The sequence below is a fragment of the Pseudomonas fluorescens genome, from assembly GCF_019212185.1.
GTDB lineage: Bacteria > Pseudomonadota > Gammaproteobacteria > Pseudomonadales > Pseudomonadaceae > Aquipseudomonas.
Genome location: NZ_CP078138.1, coordinates 5,755,085 through 5,769,573 on the forward strand (window position 1 = coordinate 5,755,085; position 14,489 = coordinate 5,769,573).

A 14,489-nucleotide genomic window follows, 5' to 3' on the forward strand; every position below is an offset into this window, starting at 1 on the left:
CAAGCTGCACCAGGCGTGGCATGCTGGATCGACCGCAGCCCCGCCCAGCGCACTTTCCAATTTGAACGGAGACTGAGATGGCAAGTTTTTCCCATAGCGTCGGCGCCCAGACGTACCGCTTCGACGACCTCAAGGACGTCATGGCCAAGGCCAGCCCGGCGCGCTCCGGAGACTTCCTGGCCGGTGTTGCCGCCCACAACGATGGCGAACGGGTCGCGGCGCAAATGGCCCTGGCCGACATCCCGCTCAAGCACTTCCTGCAGGAAGCGCTGATTCCCTACGAAAGCGATGAAGTCACCCGGCTGATCATCGACACCCACGATGCCCAGGCTTTTACCACCGTCAGTCACCTCACCGTCGGCGGTTTCCGCGATTGGCTACTCAGCGACGCGGCCGATGAACACAGCCTGCGCGCGCTGGCGCCAGGCCTGACTCCGGAAATGGCCGCCGCCGTGTCGAAGATCATGCGCGTGCAGGATCTGGTGCTGGTCGCGCAGAAGATCCGCGTGGTCACCCGCTTCCGCGGCACCCTCGGCTTGCGCGGCCGCCTGTCGACTCGTCTGCAGCCTAACCACCCCACCGACGAACCGGCGGGCATCGCCGCGAGCATCCTCGATGGCCTGCTCTACGGTAACGGCGACGCGATGATTGGCATCAACCCAGCCACCGACAGCATCGCCTCGATCTGCGCCATGCTGGAAATGCTCGATGCCGTGATCCAACGCTACGAAATTCCGACTCAGGCCTGCGTGCTGACCCACGTCACCACTTCAATCGAAGCGATCAACCGTGGCGTGCCGCTGGACCTGGTGTTCCAGTCGATCGCCGGCACCGAAGCAGCGAATGCCAGTTTCGGCATCAGCCTCAGCGTGTTGCAGGAGGGCTATGACGCCGGCTTGAGCCTCAACCGTGGCACCCTCGGGCAGAACCTGATGTATTTCGAGACCGGCCAAGGCAGCGCCCTGTCGGCTAACGCCCATTTCGGCCTCGACCAGCAAACCTGTGAAACCCGCGCCTACGCGGTGGCGCGCCACTTCAAACCGTTCCTGGTCAATACCGTGGTGGGCTTCATCGGTCCGGAGTACCTGTACAACGGCAAACAGATCATCCGCGCCGGCCTCGAGGATCACTTTTGCGGCAAGTTGCTCGGTGTGCCAATGGGTTGCGACATCTGCTACACCAACCACGCCGAAGCCGACCAGGACGACATGGACACCCTGCTGACCCTGCTGGGTGTGGCCGGGATCAACTTCATCATGGGCATTCCCGGCTCCGACGACATCATGCTCAACTACCAGACCACCTCATTCCACGATGCCCTCTACGCGCGCCAGACCCTGGGCCTGAAACCGGCGCCGGAGTTCGAGGCGTGGCTGGCGAAGATGGGCATTTTCACTCAGGGTGACGGCAAAGTTCGTTTTGGCGACAACCTGCCGCCGGCCTTCCGCCATGCCTTGGCGCAACTGCGATGAGCGATCTGATGATGGATAAATCGGCAATCGATACGCAAAACCCCTGGCTGGATCTGCGCCGCCTGACGCCGGCACGAATCGCCCTCGGACGCAGCGGCACCAGTATGCCGACCAACGCCCAACTGGATTTCCAGTACGCCCATGCCCAGGCCCGGGATGCCGTGCACCTGCCGTTCGATCATGCCGGGCTGAGCCGCCAGTTGACCGAAGCCGGGCGCGACAGCCTGTTGCTGCACAGTGCCGCCGCAGACCGCGACAGCTACCTGCAACGCCCGGACCTTGGCCGCAAGTTGAGCGACGACTCGGCGCAAAAGCTGCGTGACTATGCGCTGGCACATCCCGGTGGCGTCGACTTGGCAGTGGTGGTAGCCGACGGGCTGTCGGCGCTGGCCGTGCATCGCCATACCTTGCCATTTTTGGCGCGCATGGAAGAACAAACCCAGGCCGAAGGCTGGTCGTTGTCGCCGGTCATCCTGGTGGAACAGGGTCGGGTCGCCGTCGCCGATGAAATCGGTGAGTTGCTGGGAGCCAAAATGGTGGTGATCCTGATCGGCGAGCGTCCCGGCCTGAGTTCGCCTGACAGCCTCGGCCTGTATTTCACCTACAACCCCAAGGTCGGCCTGACGGATGCGTACCGCAATTGCATTTCCAACGTGCGCCTGGAGGGTTTGAGTTACGGCATGGCGGCACATCGCTTGCTGTATCTGATGCGCGAAGCCTGTCGCCGCCAGCTGTCCGGGGTAAACCTGAAAGATGAGGCCCAGGTGCAGACCATCGAGTCAGAAAACGACTCAGGGCAGCACGCCAATTTCCTACTCAATCACCCACAAGACTGAGCCGAATCCGCATTGCGTTTTGCCGCAGCTTTGAGGCAGAGTCGACGAACGGCTGCCCGTGCGATGACACGATTGTCGTCAAATCCAATGGAAACTGCCGTCATAACTACTTGAAGTTGAGGCCTCGCATGCGGATTATTCAAGCAACTCTCGAGCACCTGGACCTGCTGACGCCTCTGTTCGTCAAGTACCGCGAGTTTTACGGCTCGCTGCCCTACCCTGACTCCTCCCGCGCGTTTCTGGAAAAGCGCCTGCGACGCAAGGAATCGGTGATCTACCTGGCCTTTCCGGATGATGATGACGGCCGATTGCTGGGTTTTTGCCAGCTCTACCCGAGCTTTTCCTCGCTATCCCTCAAGCGGGTTTGGATCCTCAACGATATCTACGTGGCCGAAGACGCACGCCGCCAACTGGTGGCCGACAACCTGATGCGCACCGCAAAGAAAATGGCCAAGGAAACCCAAGCGGTACGCATGCGAGTTTCGACCGACAGCGCCAACCTGGTGGCGCAGAAAACCTACGAGTCCATTGGCTTTCGCGAAGACACCGAGTTCAAGAACTACATCTTGCCGATAAGTGACGAATTATAACTGCCGCCGTTGGCTCAACTGGGACGCACAGCGTCCCAGCGACCTGAATACGGGCTGTATCAGGCGCATTCAGCTTCGGCGTTGATGCATTTACCGGTCGCCTCCGAAATCCTTCGCTACAAAACCCACACGCTTTTCACCTTCGTGTCCGTATAATTCCGAGCTCTATGGGCCGTAAGAATTCGTCCACAGCCCTGTAGCTCTCCTCTCTATTTATTCCGCACAGGCTTGCCGAGTCGAGCCATCACACAGGTGCCCTCCATGGATTTCAACCCGCTCGACCTTATCCTGCATCTCGACGTCTATCTCGATTTGCTGGTAACCAACTACGGGCCATGGATCTACGCCATTCTGTTTCTGGTGATCTTTTGCGAAACCGGTCTGGTGGTAATGCCCTTCCTGCCCGGCGATTCCCTGCTGTTTATCGCGGGTGCCGTCGCGGCCGGTGGCGGCATGGACCCGGTGCTGCTGGGCGGCTTGCTGATGCTGGCGGCAATTCTGGGTGACAGCACCAACTATGTGATAGGTCGAACAGCCGGGGAAAAACTCTTCAGCAACCCGAACTCGAAAATTTTCCGTCGCGACTACCTGCAACAAACCCACGATTTCTATGACAAGCATGGCGGCAAGACGGTGACGCTGGCGCGCTTCCTGCCGATCATCCGCACCTTCGCGCCGTTCGTGGCCGGTGTCGCGAAGATGCCTTACCCGCGCTTCTTCGGCTTCAGTGTGTTCGGCACCATCCTCTGGGTCGGCGGCCTGGTCACCCTGGGCTACTTCTTCGGTAACGTACCCTTTATCAAAAAGAACCTGTCGCTGCTGGTGGTCGGAATTATCCTGCTGTCCCTGGTGCCGATGATCATCGGTGTAATTCGCAGCCGCCTCGGCAGCTCCAGCTCCAAAGCCCATCCGCGCTGAAGCACCATGGGACTGCTGACCAGTTGGCGGCGCCAGCGCATTTTGGCCAAGCATCCGGTTGCCGATGAAACCTGGCAGCGGGTGCGCCAGCACTTGAGCTTTCTCGACGGCCTGGACGATGACGAAGACCGCTGGCTGCGTGAGTCTGCGGTGCTTTTTCTGCAGGACAAGTACCTGACCTGCCTGCACGGCGTCGAGCTGCATCAGGAACAACGCCTGTTGCTCGCGGCGCAGGCCCAACTGCCACTGCTGCATCTGGGGGACTTGAACTGGTATCAGGGCTTCCACGAGATCGTCCTCTACCCTGACGACTTCCTCAGCCCGCAGCGTCATCGCGACGCCAGCGGTGTCGAGCACGAGTGGGATGGTGAGCACAGCGGCGAAGCCTGGCAACAAGGGCCGGTTATTCTGGCGTGGCCAGGCGTCATGGCCAGTGGCGGCTGGGAGGGCTACAACCTGGTGATCCACGAACTGGCGCATAAACTCGACATGCTCAACGGCGACGCGAACGGCCTGCCGCCCCTGCACAGCGACATGCGGGTCAGTGAGTGGGCGCAGGTCATGCAGCACGCCTACGACGATCTCAACCGTCAGCTCGACCACAACCCCGACGCCGAGACGCCAATCGACCCGTACGCGGCGGAAAATCCGGCAGAGTTCTTCGCCGTCATCAGCGAATACTTCTTCAGCGCCCCGGACCTGCTGCACAGCGCCTATCCACAGGTCTACCAGCAACTGCAACTGTTCTACCGCCAGGACCCACTGGCCAGACTCGAGCGCCTGCAGGCCGAGCATTCGGCCTATCGCAGCCACGACTAAGGTCTACACGACTTCTGATACGTAGCACCGGCGCGGGAATATGCCTATAATCGCCGCCACTTTTTGGTCAATCCGGCCAAGTCATTTGGCCACTAACGGGGGGCAACGCCCAATGAGCTACAGCAAGATTCCGGCTGGCAAAGACCTGCCGAACGACATCTACGTCGCGATCGAGATTCCGGCCAACCACGCGCCGATCAAATACGAAATCGACAAAGACAGCGATTGCCTGTTCGTTGACCGTTTCATGGCCACCCCTATGTTCTACCCGGCCAACTACGGTTTCATCCCGAACACCCTGGCAGACGACGGTGATCCCCTCGACGTGCTGGTTGTGACTCCGTACCCGGTAGCTCCAGGCTCGGTCATCCGCGCACGTCCGGTCGGTATCCTGAACATGACCGACGACGGCGGCGGCGATGCCAAAGTTATCGCAGTACCACACGACAAACTGTCGCAGTTGTATGTCGATGTGAAGGAATACACCGATCTGCCAGCCCTGCTGCTGGAACAGATCAAACACTTCTTCGAGAACTACAAAGATCTCGAAAAAGGCAAGTGGGTGAAGATCGATGGTTGGGGCGACGCAGAAGCTGCCCGCGCCGAAATCATGAAATCGGTTGCTGCCTACAAAGGCTGAGACGGCACTGACCCAAGGTCACTGACGGCTTGAATAAACCCCGGACTTCCGGGGTTTTTTATTCCCATTAAACAGCTCGCAGACATTAACTAACAAAACTATACAAAGTGTTTATTCGAGTTTAGTTAACGCGCACCATATCGCACTGAGGAGCAGAATATTCCTGCATAAATTACTCAAGTTGTTTATTCAAACTTGTAAGTTCACTCCGTAAAATCCGCACTCATGAAAAAACACAAATGCGGCCCACGCTTCAAAGCACTCCTCAAGGAGGTGAAAATCACCCCGTCGGAGTTCGCATCTTTCTGCAACGTCGAGCCCCAGCACGTCAATAACTGGTACATCCGCGGCGTACCCTACCCACGCCTGGAAGAAATTGCCCGCCTCCTGAGCGTCAACAGCCAGTGGCTACTCAACGGCGAGGGACCCAAGTATCCCAGCGCAGGGCAACCCAGCGAACCCAGCGCCGCGCCATGCCAACTTTCACCTGTCCATGGCCCTTACGGCGGCTCGCTCGACCTGGAAATTCCGCTGTACAAAGAACTTCCCAAGGAACCCGGTGCCAGTGCCACCCACGTCGTCAAAATTCCCGGCGAAGTGGTGCGCCTGCCACGGCACTATCTGGAAAGCCTGGAAGTCGAGCCCGCGAAGGCCATCTGCGTGACCATGGTTGGCGACAGCATGTCGGAAAAAATCGAAGACGGCTCGACCCTGGCCATCGACCGCGGCCTGACCCAGGTCATCGACGGGCATATCTACGCCATCAAGCACGACGGCATGTTGCGCATCAAATACCTGCACCGCCTCCCGGGCGGCGCCTTGCGCCTGCGCAGCCACAACAGCCACGCCTATCCGGACGAGCTCTTCAGCGCCGCTCAGATCGAATCCCAGAAAATCGAAGTACTGGGCTGGGTGTTCTGGTGGTCAACCCTCAATAAACAAAGGCCACCGGTCCCCTTCGGTTGATCCGGCAATGCCTCGCAATACACATCGCGCTGGGAATTTCCCAAAAAAATCAGTATGCTGCGCCGCACATTTGCATCGACCCGCCTAGCGCCGGTCCGATCGCACCGACAAGGCAGAAGACTTTCTCGCCACGTCCCGCAGCCGGACGCAAGATCCGGATGTACGTTTTGAAGGCTGGTACGGTTTACCAAAAATAAACCAAGCCAGTCCCCGAGAAGCCGGCCACAAGCCGGCTTTTTAATATCTGCTGCGCAGCAGCCTTCCCACATCACCGCCCTCCCGTACAAGCACCGACGTTTGCCCCACACCCCCCTATCTGCTAGTGTCGCGCCGGTTTAACGTCACCGGGATAGCCGCCATGGCCCGCAAAAAAGCTGCACTGGATTTCGAACAATCCCTCGCCGACCTGCAAACGCTGGTTGAACGCCTGGAGAACGGCGAACTGTCGTTGGAAGACTCGCTGACGGCCTTCGAGCAAGGCATTGGCCTGACCCGTGACTGCCAAGCGGCATTGGCCCAGGCAGAGCAGAAGGTCCAGGTGCTGCTGGAGCGTGATGGCGAATTGTCCGAGGCGCCGTTCGACGCGGAACAGCCGGAATGATCGCGATGTATTCGGCCGACAGCCAGGCGCGAGTCAACGCAGCGCTGGAAAAACTGTTCATCGCCCCGAGCCCTGAACTCGCCCGTCTTTACGAAGCCATGCGCTACAGCGTGATGAATGGCGGCAAGCGCGTGCGCCCGTTGCTCGCCTACGCGGCGTGCGAAGCGCTGGGTGGCCAGGCCGAGCAGGCCAATGGCGCGGCTTGCGCGGTGGAGTTGATCCACGCTTATTCGCTGGTCCACGATGACCTGCCCGCAATGGACGATGACGATCTGCGTCGCGGCCAGCCGACTACCCACAAGAAATTTGACGAAGCCTGCGCCATTCTCGCTGGTGATGGCCTGCAGAGCCTGGCTTTCAGCGCCCTGCTCGATCCGCAGTTGAACTGCGCTGACGCCGAGGTGCGCCTGCAGATGGTCAGCGCCCTCGCGCTGGCGGCGGGCCCTGCCGGAATGGTCGGTGGCCAGGCCATCGATCTCGGTTCGGTCGGCCTCAAGCTGGATCAGCAAGCCCTCGAATACATGCACCGGCACAAGACCGGCGCGCTGATCGAAGCCAGCGTCAAGCTCGGCGCCCTGGCCAGCGGTTGCGCGGAAAATGCCGAATTGCAGTCGCTGCAGACCTACGCCCAGGCAATCGGTCTGGCGTTCCAGGTGCAAGACGACATTCTCGACGTCGAAAGTGACACCCAGACCCTGGGCAAGCGCCAGGGTGCCGACATTGCCCGGGACAAGCCGACCTACCCGGCCCTGCTCGGTCTTGACGCCGCCAAGGCCTACGCCCTGGAACTGCGTGACCAGGCGCTGCACGCACTGCGACCGTTTGCCGCGTCGGCCGAGCCGCTGCGTGAACTCGCGCGTTATATCGTCGAACGGCGTAGCTGATCTGGCGCCCGCTGCCCGGCAACTTCCGCGCTCTGCGTGGGCAGCGTGCGCTGCATCAGGTAAACTGCCGCATCTTTTATACCTATAACGATTCGCCTGATGCCCACGACGTTTCATGAGATTCCCCGCAAACGCCCGACCACGCCCCTGCTCGACCGCGCCAACACGCCGGACGGCCTGCGCCGGTTAGGCGAAGCCGAGCTGGAAACCCTGGCTGATGAGTTGCGCCTGGAATTGCTCTACACGGTCGGCCAGACCGGTGGGCATTTCGGTGCCGGCCTGGGCGTCATCGAGCTGACTATCGCGCTGCATTACGTCTTCGACACGCCGGACGACCGGCTGGTGTGGGACGTCGGTCATCAGGCCTATCCACACAAGATCCTCACCGGTCGACGCGAGCGCATGGGCACCCTGCGCCAGAAAGACGGCATTGCCGCCTTCCCGCGTCGCTCCGAGAGCGAGTACGACACCTTTGGCGTCGGCCACTCCAGCACCTCGATCAGTGCCGCGCTGGGCATGGCCATTGCCGCCCGCCTGCAGAACAGTGATCGCAAGGCGATTGCGGTGATCGGTGATGGCGCGCTGACGGCGGGCATGGCCTTCGAGGCGCTGAACCATGCGCCGGAAGTCGATGCCAATATGCTGGTGATCCTCAACGATAACGACATGTCGATCTCGCGCAATGTCGGCGGTCTGTCGAACTATCTGGCCAAGATCCTCTCCAGCCGCACTTACGCCAGCATGCGCGAGGGCAGCAAGAAGGTGCTGTCGCGCCTGCCTGGCGCCTGGGAAATTGCCCGCCGCACTGAAGAGTACGCCAAGGGCATGCTGGTTCCCGGCACCCTGTTCGAGGAGCTGGGCTGGAACTATATCGGCCCGATCGACGGCCACGACCTGCCGACCCTGATCGCCACCCTGCGCAACATGCGAGACCTCAAGGGCCCGCAGTTCCTGCATGTGGTCACCAAGAAAGGCAAAGGTTTCGCCCCGGCGGAAGTAGATCCGATCGGCTATCACGCCATCACCAAGCTCGAACCGCTGGACGCCCCTGCCACCGCGCCGAAAAAGGTCGGCGGGCCGAAGTATTCCGGCGTGTTTGGTCAGTGGCTGTGCGACATGGCGGCCGCCGACCCTCGCCTGGTGGGCATCACCCCGGCGATGAAGGAAGGCTCCGATCTGGTGGCCTTCAGCGAGCGCTATCCACAGCGCTACTTCGATGTGGCGATTGCCGAGCAGCACGCGGTGACCCTCGCCGCTGGCATGGCCTGCGAAGGCGCCAAGCCGGTCGTAGCGATTTACTCGACGTTCCTGCAACGCGGCTACGACCAACTGGTTCATGACGTCGCAGTGCAAAATCTCGATGTGCTGTTCGCCATCGACCGTGCCGGTCTGGTGGGCGAAGACGGCCCGACCCATGCTGGCAGTTTCGACCTGTCATTCCTGCGCTGCATCCCGGGCATGCTGGTGATGACCCCGAGCGACGAGAACGAACTGCGCAAGATGCTCACCACTGGCCACCTGTACAACGGTCCGGCGGCGGTGCGCTATCCGCGCGGCAATGGTCCGAACGCGACCATCGAACAAGACCTGGAACCGATCGAAATCGGCAAGGGCGTGGTGCGTCGCCAGGGCAGCAAGGTCGCCCTGCTGGTGTTTGGCGTGCAACTGGCTGAAGCCTTGAAAGTGGCCGAAACGCTGGATGCCACCGTAGTCGACATGCGCTTCGTCAAACCTCTGGATGAACAGTTGGTACGCGAGATTGCTGGCAGCCATGAGTTGCTGGTGAGCATCGAGGAAAACGCAATCATGGGCGGCGCCGGCGGTGCGGTCAGCGAATTCCTGGCGCGGGAAAACATCCTCAAGTCGGTGCTCCACCTCGGCCTGCCGGACAGCTACGTCGAGCACGCCAAGCCCGCGCAAATGCTCGCCGAATGCGGGCTGGACGAAGCCGGGATCGAAGCGACAGTGCGCCAGCGCCTGCAACTGCTGAACCTTTAAATCTCTGGATACATGCCCCCCTGTGGGAGCGAGCCTGCTCGCGATGGCGGACTGTCAGTCGACTCTACAGTCGACTGATACACCGTCATCGCGAGCAGGCTCGCTCCCACAGTTGATTTGTGTGTGCCACGAAATATCACCGGACCATCAATGAAGCTCTACCCCCTCGCCCTGACGCTGACGCTGCTGCCGTCCGCGCCGCTACTGGCCGACACCCTCGACCGCGAACAAGCCCTGAAACTGCCGGACGTGCTGATCAGCGCCAATCGCCAGGTCGAAGCGCGCAACGACAGCAGCGCAGCCAACACCGTGTTCACCCGCGACGACATCGACCGCCTGCAGCCCACCAGCGTGGTTGATCTGCTGAGCCGCGTGCCGGGCGTACAAGTGGCGCAAGCCGGTGGCCGTGGCAGTTTGCCGGGGGTGTACATTCGCGGCACCAAGGCCGCGCAAAGCCTGGTACTGGTGGACGGCCAGCGCATCGGCAACTCGACCTCGGGGGACAGCAACCTGCAGCACCTGAATATCCAGCAGATCGAGCGCGTGGAAGTGTTGCGTGGCTCGCGCTCGGTGATCTACGGCAGCGATGCAATTGGCGGAGTGATCCAGATCTTCACCCGACGCAGCGCCGAAGCAGGCCTGCAGCCACGCCTGCAAATGGCTCTTGGCAGCAATCAGACCTGGGAGCGCAGCCTGGGATTGTCTGGTGGCGACCAGAACACCCGCTTCAACCTCGGAGCCAGCCTCGACGAAACCGCCGGGATCAATCGCACACACGAGTCGTACCCCAGCGATGGCGATCACGACGCCTACCGCAACCAGGCCCTGAGCCTGAGTCTGAGTCACAGCTTCAATGACGACATCGAAGCCGGCCTGAATATTCTGGATAACCGCGGCAAGAGTGAGTTCGACAACCCGTTCGGACGCTATGACGAAAACACTGATAGCAGCTTCCAGCAAAAACCCTATAGCGATTTCACCGTCAGCAGTGTCAGCAGCTACGTCGACGCACGCCTGAACGATACCTGGCAATCCCGGGTGGAAATCGGCCACAGCGAAAACCGCGAGGAAACTTTCGACAAGCTCAGTGACGAAGACTCGGTGTTCAACACCTACCGCGACTCGCTGAACTGGCAAAACGACTTGCAACTCAATGCGCAACACAGCTTGATTCTCGGCGGTGACTGGTACGAGGACCGGATCAACAGCAGCACCTCGTTCGACGAAGACAGCCGCTGGAACCGCGCCGCCTTCGTTCAGCATCGCTTCCGCGCCGAGCACTTTTCCACCGAATTGGGCCTGCGCCACGACGACAACCAGCAGTTCGGCAGCCAGAATAGCTGGAGCGGCACCCTGACCCTGCCGGTGAATGCCGACAACGACATGTTGCTGACCTACAGCGAAGGGTTCCGTGCACCGACTTTCAGCGACTTGTACTACCCGGGTTACAGCAATCCCGACCTGAAACCTGAGACTTCGAAGAGCTACGAACTGCAATGGCGCAGCCAGTTGAGCGAAACCAGCCGACTGGAAGCCTCGGTGTACCGCACCGACCTTAAAGACGCGATTATCTCCCGCAACTATTCCCCTCCAGAAAATATCGCCTCCGCCCGAATCTACGGCTTCGAAGCAGCGCTCAAGCAGGAGCTGTTCGGCTGGCAGAGCAACCTTGGGGTTTCGATCATCGACCCACAGGACCGCGACACCGGCCACACCCTGGCGCGCCGCGCTCGGCGCACCCTCAATCTGGATCTGGACCGACAGTACGACCGCCTAGGCCTCGGCGCGACCTGGCAAGCGGTCAGCAGCAGCTATGACGATGAGAATAATCAGCAGCCATTGGGTGGATATGGCCTGCTGGGCCTGCGCAGCAGTTGGGCGGTGAACCGTGAAGTGAGCCTGCAGATGAAGGTCGATAACCTGCTGGATAAGTCCTACAGCCGGGCGTTGTACAGCTACCAGGGCAATCAGTATGGCTATCGCGAGGAAGGACGGGCGTTGATGTTTGGGGTGACGTGGACGCCGGAGCTCTGATCCGGAATTGATGTTGTCTGGGCCGACCTCATCGCCCGGGGGCGAGCAACCGGCATAGCTTGGCGGTTGCCTCGATCATCTGCCCGCTCGGGCGCTCCAGGCCTTTATCCGTCACCACCAGCAATTGCCCACGCTCTACCGCCTTCACCTGCGGCCAGGCTTTCCAGGCATCAAGCTGCGCTTGGGCGGCGGCAAGAATCACCTCCGGATTTCTTGCCAGCACCGCTTCGACGCTGACCTGGGGTGCCGGCAGCTGTAGGTCGGCGAAGATATTACGCGCACCACACACCTGCAGCGCGTCGCTGATGATCTGCTTACCGCCCACGGTGTACAGCGGCTGGTCCCAGACCTGATAGAACACTCGCAGTGGCTCGCTGCGCCGGTAACGCTGGCGCAAGTCAGAAAGGCGCTGGCGCAGGTTTGCCGCTAAAACCTGGCCACGCTCAGGCCGACCCAACTGCTCGGCAATGGCTTCAATCTGGATGATGAGCTGTTCGAGGCTGTGGGGTTCGGCGACGAAGGTGGGGATCCCCAGTCGACTCAGTTGCTCGCGTTGCGCCGGACCGACACTGCCCGGCCAGAGTAGCAACAGATCGGGTTTGAGGCTGAGCAGGCGCTCCATGTCCAGTTGCCCGTAGCGACCGACCGATGGCACGTCCTTCAACGCCGCAGGCCGTTCACCTGCGTCGAGCACGCCGACCAGCAGATCCGCACCGTTCAGTTCAACGACGATTTCCGAGAGTGACGGCGCCAGGCTGACCACCCGCTCCACTGCTGCCGCCGAGCCACTGATGGCCAGCACAACAACCGCCAGCCAGCGGCCCATCAACCGAGTTGACGCGGGATACGGTAGAGGTAGAACAACACCGCTGTGGACAACCCGAGCAGGGTCAGCGGCACGCCCTCGAGGCCAACGAACACCGCCAGGGCAGCGATCCAGGCCGGCAGCGAGGCCGCCAGCAGGGCCTTGCGCCGCGTCGCCGCGAGGGCGATCCAGGCAGTTGGCTCTTCAGGGGTGTCGAGGGCTTTATGGGTGCTGATCAGGCCATGCTTGTAGCCGCCGAAGAATTTCAGGCTGACAAACATTGAAGCCATGCCGGCGATAAAAAACGGCATCGCCAGCACCGGTGTAACCGCCTCGCCATCACCGAACAGCGCATTGATCACCAGCAGCGGCAACAAGGCCAGCGCCAGATATTGCCACCAGTTGACGGACAGCCGCCGCCGAACCTGACCCCGGGTCACGCCCGGTCAGCCTCGCCCTGATGTTCATTGCCCATCATATGGTCGAGCTTGCTGGCTTTGGTCGCCAGGTACAGTTTGTTGTGCGGGTTATGGCCGGTGTGCAGCGGCACGCGCTCGGCGACCACGATGCCCATGTCGGTCAGGGCTTTGACCTTGCGCGGGTTGTTGGTCATCAAGCGCAGGGATTTCACCCCCAGGTGCTCGAGCATCGGCAGGCACATCGCGTAGTCACGCTGGTCAGCGGCGAAGCCCAGGCGCTCGTTGGCTTCAACGGTATCGGCACCACCATCCTGCAGCTCATAGGCGCGGATCTTGTTCAGCAGGCCAATGCCACGGCCTTCCTGACGCAGGTACAGCAACACGCCGCGACCTTCGCGGGCAATGGCCTGCAAGGCGGCTTCCAGTTGCGAACCGCAGTCGCAGCGCTGGCTGAACAAGGCATCGCCGGTCAGACATTCGGAATGCAACCGGCCAAGAACCGGCGCACCATCGGCCACATCACCCAAGCTCAATACAACGTGCTCGCGGCCAGTGGACTCATCGAGGAAGCCATGCATGGTGAATTGCGCAAATGGCGTTGGCAGCTTGGAAGCGGCAACAAAAACGACAGGCACCGGTGTGCTCCTGATCTAGATTCTGGTAATTCGCAGAGGCGGCATTGTAACAGCAGGTCGCAATAGACGCTTAGGCTGAATTATTTGTCATAACTATCAAATAGTTTGATTACTCGACGGCGGGCTTGGCACTTCCTTCAAACGGATAAGGCTCCTGCCAGCGTTCGAAAATCGGCTTCAGCTTGCCGCTGCTGACCAGCAATGCCATGCGCCGGTCGTACAATGCCATCAGCGAGCGGGCCTGCGGCGTGTCGGCGAAGCCCAGGTACAACGGCAGTTCCGCAACGTGAGTAGAACGATACGGCTTCACGTCCTTGGCCTCCCGAACCACCGCGTCGACCTCAGTCTGTGCATCGATATAGAAGTCCGCGCGCCCCTGCTTGAGCATTCCCAGAATCCCCTGGCGCCGCTCGATCTGGGTGAAGTTTTTTATGTCCGGCAGGTATTTGTCGTATCGATAGCCGCGCACCCAGGCCAATCGGTACTTGCCCAGCGTTGCCAGAGTGGGTGTCGGCGTGCCGGCCAGACCGAGAGCATAAATATGATCGGAATCGAAGTTCCACTTGGGATACAGCACGCCTTCGACTTCGTCCCGGTAGGAGCCCACCATGGCGTCCACTTCCTTGAGCTGCACCAGGCCAATGGAACGGGTATAGGGCACCGTGCTGATCTTCAGTTTGACTCCGGCCGGCTCGAACACTTCTCGCAGAATGTCCCAGGCCATGCCGTGCCCGTCAGCGGCGGTATAATCTTCCCAGTCCTCGCTCGCCAGTTGGATGACGGCGGGCACTTCCGCCGCCCGGACGACAGAGCAGAACAGCGCAAACAGAACAATCCAGCACCCGCGCCTCACCATTCCCTAGCCCCTCGAA

General features: G+C 60.8%; 15 protein-coding genes. 11 read left to right on the plus strand and 4 right to left on the minus strand.

Annotation, left to right across the window (positions count from 1 at the left end):
- The first annotated feature begins 77 nt into the window (after nucleotides 1-77).
- The 11 genes from KW062_RS25920 to KW062_RS25970 all read left to right on the plus strand — a co-directional run bounded on the left by KW062_RS25920 (nucleotide 78) and on the right by KW062_RS25970 (nucleotide 11,758).
- Nucleotides 78-1,472: an ethanolamine ammonia-lyase subunit EutB gene (locus KW062_RS25920; protein ID WP_027617737.1), complete on the plus strand. Its 1,395-nt coding sequence runs from the start codon at nucleotides 78-80 to the stop codon at nucleotides 1,470-1,472.
- Nucleotides 1,473-1,480: 8 nt separating this feature from the next.
- Nucleotides 1,481-2,308, plus strand: a complete 828-nt coding sequence (gene eutC / locus KW062_RS25925; RefSeq protein WP_371321461.1) for an ethanolamine ammonia-lyase subunit EutC — start codon at nucleotides 1,481-1,483, stop codon at nucleotides 2,306-2,308.
- A 128-nt stretch (nucleotides 2,309-2,436) separates the two neighbouring features.
- Nucleotides 2,437-2,898 carry a GNAT family N-acetyltransferase gene (locus KW062_RS25930; protein ID WP_027617735.1) on the plus strand — a complete coding sequence of 154 codons (462 nt, stop codon included), beginning with the start codon at nucleotides 2,437-2,439 and terminating at the stop codon, nucleotides 2,896-2,898.
- 261 nt (nucleotides 2,899-3,159) lie between these two features.
- Complete coding sequence (locus tag KW062_RS25935) at nucleotides 3,160-3,816, plus strand: DedA family protein (RefSeq protein ID WP_027617734.1); 657 nt, start codon at nucleotides 3,160-3,162, stop codon at nucleotides 3,814-3,816.
- 6 nt (nucleotides 3,817-3,822) lie between these two features.
- Nucleotides 3,823-4,635 (plus strand): zinc-dependent peptidase, encoded by an 813-nt coding sequence (locus KW062_RS25940; RefSeq protein WP_105754422.1) that lies wholly within the window; start codon nucleotides 3,823-3,825, stop codon nucleotides 4,633-4,635.
- Between the two features lie 112 nt (nucleotides 4,636-4,747).
- On the plus strand, nucleotides 4,748-5,275 hold the full coding sequence (gene ppa, locus KW062_RS25945) for an inorganic diphosphatase (protein WP_027617732.1): 528 nt from the start codon (nucleotides 4,748-4,750) through the stop codon (nucleotides 5,273-5,275).
- Between the two features lie 225 nt (nucleotides 5,276-5,500).
- Entirely contained in the window at nucleotides 5,501-6,241 is a 741-nt protein-coding gene (locus KW062_RS25950; protein WP_027617731.1) for an XRE family transcriptional regulator, read from the plus strand.
- 358 nt (nucleotides 6,242-6,599) lie between these two features.
- A complete protein-coding gene (locus KW062_RS25955; protein ID WP_027617730.1) occupies nucleotides 6,600-6,842 on the plus strand; it encodes an exodeoxyribonuclease VII small subunit in 243 nt (80 codons plus the stop codon).
- Nucleotides 6,839-7,726 carry a (2E,6E)-farnesyl diphosphate synthase gene (ispA, locus tag KW062_RS25960; RefSeq protein WP_027617729.1) on the plus strand — a complete coding sequence of 296 codons (888 nt, stop codon included), beginning with the start codon at nucleotides 6,839-6,841 and terminating at the stop codon, nucleotides 7,724-7,726. The genes KW062_RS25955 and ispA overlap by 4 nt, the downstream gene beginning before the upstream one ends.
- Before the next feature lie 99 nt (nucleotides 7,727-7,825).
- Nucleotides 7,826-9,724, plus strand: a complete 1,899-nt coding sequence (gene dxs / locus KW062_RS25965; protein WP_027617728.1) for a 1-deoxy-D-xylulose-5-phosphate synthase — start codon at nucleotides 7,826-7,828, stop codon at nucleotides 9,722-9,724.
- A 150-nt stretch (nucleotides 9,725-9,874) separates the two neighbouring features.
- Nucleotides 9,875-11,758 carry a TonB-dependent receptor domain-containing protein gene (locus KW062_RS25970; protein ID WP_105754421.1) on the plus strand — a complete coding sequence of 628 codons (1,884 nt, stop codon included), beginning with the start codon at nucleotides 9,875-9,877 and terminating at the stop codon, nucleotides 11,756-11,758.
- Between the two features lie 28 nt (nucleotides 11,759-11,786).
- Here KW062_RS25970 and KW062_RS25975 read toward each other — a convergent pair whose 3' ends face one another.
- The 4 genes from KW062_RS25975 to KW062_RS25990 form a co-directional block, all read right to left on the minus strand.
- Nucleotides 11,787-12,584 (minus strand): cobalamin-binding protein, encoded by a 798-nt coding sequence (locus KW062_RS25975; RefSeq protein WP_371321425.1) that lies wholly within the window; start codon nucleotides 12,582-12,584, stop codon nucleotides 11,787-11,789.
- Entirely contained in the window at nucleotides 12,584-13,003 is a 420-nt protein-coding gene (locus tag KW062_RS25980; protein WP_105754419.1) for an MFS transporter, read from the minus strand. Before KW062_RS25980 ends, KW062_RS25975 begins: the two co-directional genes overlap by 1 nt.
- Complete coding sequence (ribA, locus tag KW062_RS25985; protein ID WP_027617724.1) at nucleotides 13,000-13,617, minus strand: GTP cyclohydrolase II; 618 nt, start codon at nucleotides 13,615-13,617, stop codon at nucleotides 13,000-13,002. Before ribA ends, KW062_RS25980 begins: the two co-directional genes overlap by 4 nt.
- A gap of 109 nt (nucleotides 13,618-13,726) precedes the next feature.
- Nucleotides 13,727-14,473, minus strand: a complete 747-nt coding sequence (locus tag KW062_RS25990) for a substrate-binding periplasmic protein (protein ID WP_027617723.1) — start codon at nucleotides 14,471-14,473, stop codon at nucleotides 13,727-13,729.
- Between the last annotated feature and the right edge of the window lie 16 nt (nucleotides 14,474-14,489).

Coding starts and splice junctions, on each gene's coding strand:
- eutC (WP_371321461.1), top strand. CDS start 1,481: ATGATGGATAAATCGGCAATCGATACGCAAAACCCCTGGCTGGATCTG.
- KW062_RS25940 (WP_105754422.1), top strand. CDS start 3,823: ATGGGACTGCTGACCAGTTGGCGGCGCCAGCGCATTTTGGCCAAGCAT.
- dxs (WP_027617728.1), top strand. CDS start 7,826: ATGCCCACGACGTTTCATGAGATTCCCCGCAAACGCCCGACCACGCCC.
- ispA (WP_027617729.1), top strand. CDS start 6,839: ATGATCGCGATGTATTCGGCCGACAGCCAGGCGCGAGTCAACGCAGCG.
- KW062_RS25930 (WP_027617735.1), top strand. CDS start 2,437: ATGCGGATTATTCAAGCAACTCTCGAGCACCTGGACCTGCTGACGCCT.
- KW062_RS25955 (WP_027617730.1), top strand. CDS start 6,600: ATGGCCCGCAAAAAAGCTGCACTGGATTTCGAACAATCCCTCGCCGAC.
- KW062_RS25920 (WP_027617737.1), top strand. CDS start 78: ATGGCAAGTTTTTCCCATAGCGTCGGCGCCCAGACGTACCGCTTCGAC.
- ppa (WP_027617732.1), top strand. CDS start 4,748: ATGAGCTACAGCAAGATTCCGGCTGGCAAAGACCTGCCGAACGACATC.
- KW062_RS25990 (WP_027617723.1), bottom strand. CDS start 14,473: ATGGTGAGGCGCGGGTGCTGGATTGTTCTGTTTGCGCTGTTCTGCTCT.
- KW062_RS25935 (WP_027617734.1), top strand. CDS start 3,160: ATGGATTTCAACCCGCTCGACCTTATCCTGCATCTCGACGTCTATCTC.
- KW062_RS25950 (WP_027617731.1), top strand. CDS start 5,501: ATGAAAAAACACAAATGCGGCCCACGCTTCAAAGCACTCCTCAAGGAG.
- KW062_RS25975 (WP_371321425.1), bottom strand. CDS start 12,584: ATGGGCCGCTGGCTGGCGGTTGTTGTGCTGGCCATCAGTGGCTCGGCG.
- KW062_RS25970 (WP_105754421.1), top strand. CDS start 9,875: ATGAAGCTCTACCCCCTCGCCCTGACGCTGACGCTGCTGCCGTCCGCG.